Annotated in this window: 7 protein-coding genes; 6 read left to right on the top strand and 1 reads right to left on the bottom strand. The window is 58.4% G+C overall.

The window, feature by feature from the left end; translation table 11 throughout:
* Positions 1 to 437: 437 nt before the first annotated feature.
* Together FHD68_RS17750 and FHD68_RS17745 are read left to right on the top strand one after the other, a co-directional pair.
* A complete protein-coding gene (locus FHD68_RS17750; RefSeq protein WP_341872778.1) occupies positions 438 to 1154 on the top strand; it encodes an SDR family oxidoreductase in 717 nt (238 codons plus the stop codon).
* 259 nt (positions 1155 to 1413) lie between these two features.
* Positions 1414 to 1842 carry a hypothetical protein gene (locus tag FHD68_RS17745; protein ID WP_139086423.1) on the top strand — a complete coding sequence of 143 codons (429 nt, stop codon included), beginning with the start codon at positions 1414 to 1416 and terminating at the stop codon, positions 1840 to 1842.
* Between the two features lie 68 nt (positions 1843 to 1910).
* Here the strand turns inward: FHD68_RS17745 and FHD68_RS19430 are convergent, their stop codons facing one another.
* Entirely contained in the window at positions 1911 to 2150 is a 240-nt protein-coding gene (locus FHD68_RS19430) for a hypothetical protein (RefSeq protein ID WP_045983461.1), read from the bottom strand.
* Positions 2151 to 2227: 77 nt separating this feature from the next.
* On the opposite strand from FHD68_RS19430, the gene FHD68_RS17735 reads away from it, so the two are divergent.
* The 4 genes from FHD68_RS17735 (at position 2228) to FHD68_RS17725 (ending at position 4333) form a co-directional block, all read left to right on the top strand.
* Entirely contained in the window at positions 2228 to 2905 is a 678-nt protein-coding gene (locus tag FHD68_RS17735; RefSeq protein ID WP_139086421.1) for a hypothetical protein, read from the top strand.
* On the top strand, positions 2902 to 3027 hold the full coding sequence (locus FHD68_RS19760; RefSeq protein ID WP_280115185.1) for a hypothetical protein: 126 nt from the start codon (positions 2902 to 2904) through the stop codon (positions 3025 to 3027). The genes FHD68_RS17735 and FHD68_RS19760 overlap by 4 nt, the downstream gene beginning before the upstream one ends.
* A 197-nt stretch (positions 3028 to 3224) precedes the next feature.
* On the top strand, positions 3225 to 3917 hold the full coding sequence (locus FHD68_RS17730) for a hypothetical protein (protein WP_139086419.1): 693 nt from the start codon (positions 3225 to 3227) through the stop codon (positions 3915 to 3917).
* The gene (locus FHD68_RS17725; RefSeq protein WP_139086417.1) at positions 3914 to 4333 is read left to right on the top strand and encodes a PIN-like domain-containing protein; all 420 of its coding nucleotides are present in this window, start codon (positions 3914 to 3916) and stop codon (positions 4331 to 4333) included. Before FHD68_RS17730 ends, FHD68_RS17725 begins: the two co-directional genes overlap by 4 nt.
* Positions 4334 to 4699: the final 366 nt, after the last annotated feature.

Here is a 4699-nt window from a genome sequence, read left to right as displayed (position 1 = left end):
GCTCATGTCACCGCTCCGTTTTCAAAGCCGTGAATCATGCTGTTCCCGCGAAATCAATGCATCCTGACCCTAGAGCCCTGCTCCCCTGGGTCTCCCCATTTTGATTAATGTCATTGAACATAACACTGCGACGGTACTGACAGACATCCTTATTTAAAGTTGAAATTTCTATTATTGAATCGCCATCTAATTGTATCTCTATGATTGCAGGACCGACTTCCGGCATTTCTTGTCATTCAAACATTTCTTGTACTGCAGAATCCCCGTTGAATTGGCACTATGCTTAAAGCCGAAGGGACTGTTCAGTATTTTCTTATCCTGTGATTGGGTAATTACAAGCCGATTCGGATATTTGAACGGAAGATCGGTCGCGTCGTCCAAGACAAATTTAGATCGGGAGCCTCCAATTGCCATGTACCAACAAAAGGCTGCTTGCTGTGGTGACGGGAGCAAGTGCCGGTTTGGGTCGTGCACTGTCCCGCCGCCTTACAGCACGTGGGGTCGTCGTCGTGGGCATCGCACGAAATGATCATGAACTGCACGTCACGGGAGAAAACTGCGTTCCGAGGTCATTCCTCCCGATAAGGTGTAACGTTGCAGATTTTTTTGATGTGCAAACAGCGGCTACGGAAATTCAGAAAAACATCGGAACGGTAGACATTCTCATCAACAATGCAGCTATCCTCGATGAATGTGATTTTTTGTCCTCGAATGCTGATCGTATCAACGACCAGATCCTGACGAACCTTCTAGGCCCAGTAAACTGCGTCAGGGCCTTTTTGCCGCAGATGTTGGTGCAGAAGAAAGGCAGGATCATAAACGTCGGCAGCTTTGCCGGGGACGATCCCCGGCAGGGAAAGCTCGGCTACGCGGTGTCAAAGGCCGGCGCCCGGTGTTTCTCGCTGGCACTTGCACGGGAGCTCGAGAGCAAGCTCCCATCGGTGATCGTGACGGAATGGATCCCCGGCATCTTGTGCACGCGGTATGGTCAGCCGGATGGCATCGACCCGGACGTGGCCGCGTGCTGGGGCGTCGACCTGGCTCTCGACGATAGGGTGGAGCTTCACGGAAAGACCTACCTCAAGGATGAGGAATTCATCAGAACCACGACGATCCAACAGAAGCTTCGCAGGGCGGTCGCATCGATGTTTTGACCCGGCGGCTCAGCCAGCCCGTCGCCATGACCAAGCCGAAAAACTCCAGCATTCCGTGGTCCAAGGTTAGGAAGCAGAGCACGACCAGGGGACGCAGTATGTAGGCAGAGGCTCCATCGAGCACCACGGGCCTGAGTTCGTCTTTCACTCGAAGAAGGCTTCATCGCTGCTGGAAGCAGCAGCCCTTGTTTAGCCTGACAGAAGCCTGACGCTTCCAGAGGTCGCAGCCAAGGTCGATACCGCCGCCGATGCCGTGCCGGTGCAAAAGCCGATCGAGAACGCCACGCCAGCAACTGCTACGCCCTTGCCGCCCAAACCAACCTGCGCTCAAGAGCCGGTCAATAAGCCCGCGGTATGGCCTTTCGCAGCCCCGGCCGCCGCCAAGCTGCAGACCACCGTCCGCCCTTGGGGTGCGCGAAGCCTGCCCGAGCGCGCCATCGTCAAGCACCTGGAGAAGATGGCCCCGGCCTTCACGCCGGCGGAGGAATTGGCCATCGCGGAGCTGCTGATCGGCGGCAACAAGATCGAGGTCGTCGCGCTGCGGCTGGAGGTCCAGGGGTCTTTGGCTCTGGCACGCTGGAAGGCGTTCCTGTGCGTCGAGGTGCTGGGCGAGAAAGGCAAGCCCTCGATGGATGGCCAGCAGCGGCTCTTGGCCGCGGTCCGGTACGGGAAGGACACTGCGGCATGAGCAGGTTCTCTGACGCTATAAAAGCTAGCAGGGGAGGTAGGGCGCAGTCCCGCCAGCTCTTCAATAGATCACCGACTGTGTGGCGGTCGGTGCGTGACCTTTTCCGAAATGTACGTAGCTCCGGAATCCATCAAGAGACCCGCGACGGAGTCATAGCTTTCCGTGACTGTAACCGCCGTTCCGTCCGTAAGGCTGAGCATACAACGGTCATCTGCTTGGGCTGTCATTCTGACAATCTGAGTGACCGAAACCGAGATGGAATAGCGGGCACCGTCGCTGCCAAGCTGGTTAAGTTCGATGAAGCGCATTTTGACAGATCCTCTTTCTCCCGGAGAAAAACTGCATGTGACGCTCATAAGATGCATAAAGATTTGGTAAGTCCCGCATGAGCCTTCACAAGTCCATCACCACCGGATGCCGCATCACCCGCGCCATGTCGATCACCGACGCCCTGGCGTGGGCCTTCCTTACCGAGAAGGCCGTGCTCGACTTCGATCATTACGGCGCCCACGAGTTCGACCGGCCAGGCGTCGACACACTCTGGATCATGGCCGAACGGCACAAGGTCGGCGTCACTGTCGACGGGGGAGGGACCAGCGACCCTCACCGCGATGCGCAGGTCATCGCTGCTGCAGTCGAGGCTCTGCCGGATCACGTCGGCGGCCGGCGCATGGCCACGCAGATTGCCGTGCTGGCCCGCGCCCGCAGCGCGCCGGACTGGGGGCAGGGGGATCGCATCAGCATCACGCCCTGCGGGTGGGACTGGAGCGACGAGAAGGGGTGCTTCGTGGCCGGTACCGCGCAGATCGGCAGCCTGTGGATCTGGCGTGACCACCGCCGCCACAGGCGTGAGCACGTCGGGCAGGTCTGCGCCATCAGCTACACCGGCACCGCCAGCATGGTCGCGGCCAAGCGCCGGAACTATGTGGCATGGTGCGGGGCGTTGCTGGACATGTGGGCCATGCTGAGCAGGCCGGGGATGCTCGACACGATCGAGATCACTGGGGCGCTGCCGACGCTGGCGCCGTGGCACAAAACCATCATCGAGGAGAAGCACGCATGACCACGATCACCGCTCACCACATCGGCCGTAGCACGGTCCAGGACATGCCGCTGCACATGCTGACCCGGAATGCGATCCGGGCGGCGATTGCGAAGATGATCAAGCGGGAGGGGCGGCCATAAAGCAGGCATTTCTGGGCAAGTTCGGGGTCCGCGTCCCGACCGTGGCGAACATCCTGGCCGGTGACGACAGCGGCGAGGCGGACCCGTTCGCGCAGATGGTGGGCGCGGCCCGTTGAGTTCGCAGGGGGCGAATACTAATCTGGTCTACACCCTCTCTGGTGTGCTATCGATTTGACGAACGTCAAACGGGGTGTGCAATGGGAAATCTGATCGGCGTAGGACTTTACACGCCGGCAGAGGCCGGCCGGTTGCTTGACGTGCCTGCCGGTAAGATCAGCCGGTGGTTGCGCGGTCACAAGGCCGGCGGCAAATCCTATGAGCCCCTGTGGCAGCCTGAAATAGACCTGGGGGACGGTAAGTTCCAGCTGGGCTTCCGCGACCTGATGGAGGTGCGCGTAGCCGCTGCCTTTATCAATTATGGCGTCTCTGCCCTTAAAGTCCGCGCTGCTATTCGTGAGGCTGCCGAGATAATCCAGCAGGGTCACCCGCTTTCGACAAACCGTTTCCGCACCGATGGTCGGGAAATATTCCTCCATGTGATCGAGGAAGGAGAAGACGGCGAAGATCGCGAGCGCCTTCTGAACCTGTTCAAGCGCCAGTACGAGTTCAACGGCGTGATCGACCCCATCCTGAAGACAGTAGACTTTGGCGATGACGGTAACCCGGCCGCCTGGTGGCCGCGGGGCCGTAGGGTTCATGTCATGGTCACACCGAACCGGGCGTTTGGGGCGCCGATCGATTCCGTTTCGAGTGTGCCGACATCGATCCTGGCCAATGTGGCAAAGGCACAAGGCATCGCCGCGACCGCCAAGGCCTATAACGTGACAGAACTGTCCATTCGGCACGCATTGGACTTTGAGGCATCGCTGGAGCAGCGGCAGGCGGCGTGAAAGTCTTCTTTGACAACTGCACCTCAATCGTCTTTGCCCAGACCCTGGACGGCTTCATCAGGCATCAGGGGCACTCTGCCCATCATGTCTCTGAAATCGAAGACTTGCCCAACGGCAGGCATTCCGCCGATGTCGAATGGATCGACTTTCTAAGACGAAGCAACGACGTTTGGATCTTCGTTACCGGCGATCATCGCGTTCTGAAGAACCAGGCAGAACGGGCAGCATTGCGAAAATCCGGCCTGCATGGTTTCGCCTTGGCACCTGCCTATCAGAAGACCCCGTTCAACCAGGTTGCATCGATGCTTGTTTGGCGGTGGCCTGAAATCGTTCAGGTTACAGAACTGTTGTCCCCGCCAACCATGTACGAGATGCCTATCAAAGCAGGCACCAAGATGCGGCAGATGCCGCTTTAGTGCCTGAATGTCGAGCTGCTATCAGTCTCTAATGATCGAACAGCCGCGCCGCACTTCCAGATAGATCCGCACCATCTCTGACCGCCTAAGATTAGGGCCCCAGCTTTGCGCGTCCATTCTCAAGATAGGTGTCTGGCTGGAGCCAGGCGTCCCCAAGCTGTGGATTGCCACGATAATTGTGCTCTTTGGCCACTATTTGTGCTTTCAGGCTAATTAAAACGTTCTCTACCCGTGCTGCGCGTCCGTTTACACCCGAAGCGGACGTTCAGAAGGCGCGGCAGGAGCGATGCGAAGAGCCCAATTTGACCGATGCTGCCCAGTGCCTCGATGACCGCTATCAAGAGCGCTTCTGCAATTCGCTGTATG

The sequence above is a fragment of the Paracoccus marcusii genome (genome assembly GCF_006151785.1).
Taxonomy (GTDB): Bacteria; Pseudomonadota; Alphaproteobacteria; order Rhodobacterales; family Rhodobacteraceae; genus Paracoccus; species Paracoccus marcusii.
Note: the sequence above shows the minus strand (reverse complement) of the source record. Positions and strands in the feature narration are given on the sequence as shown.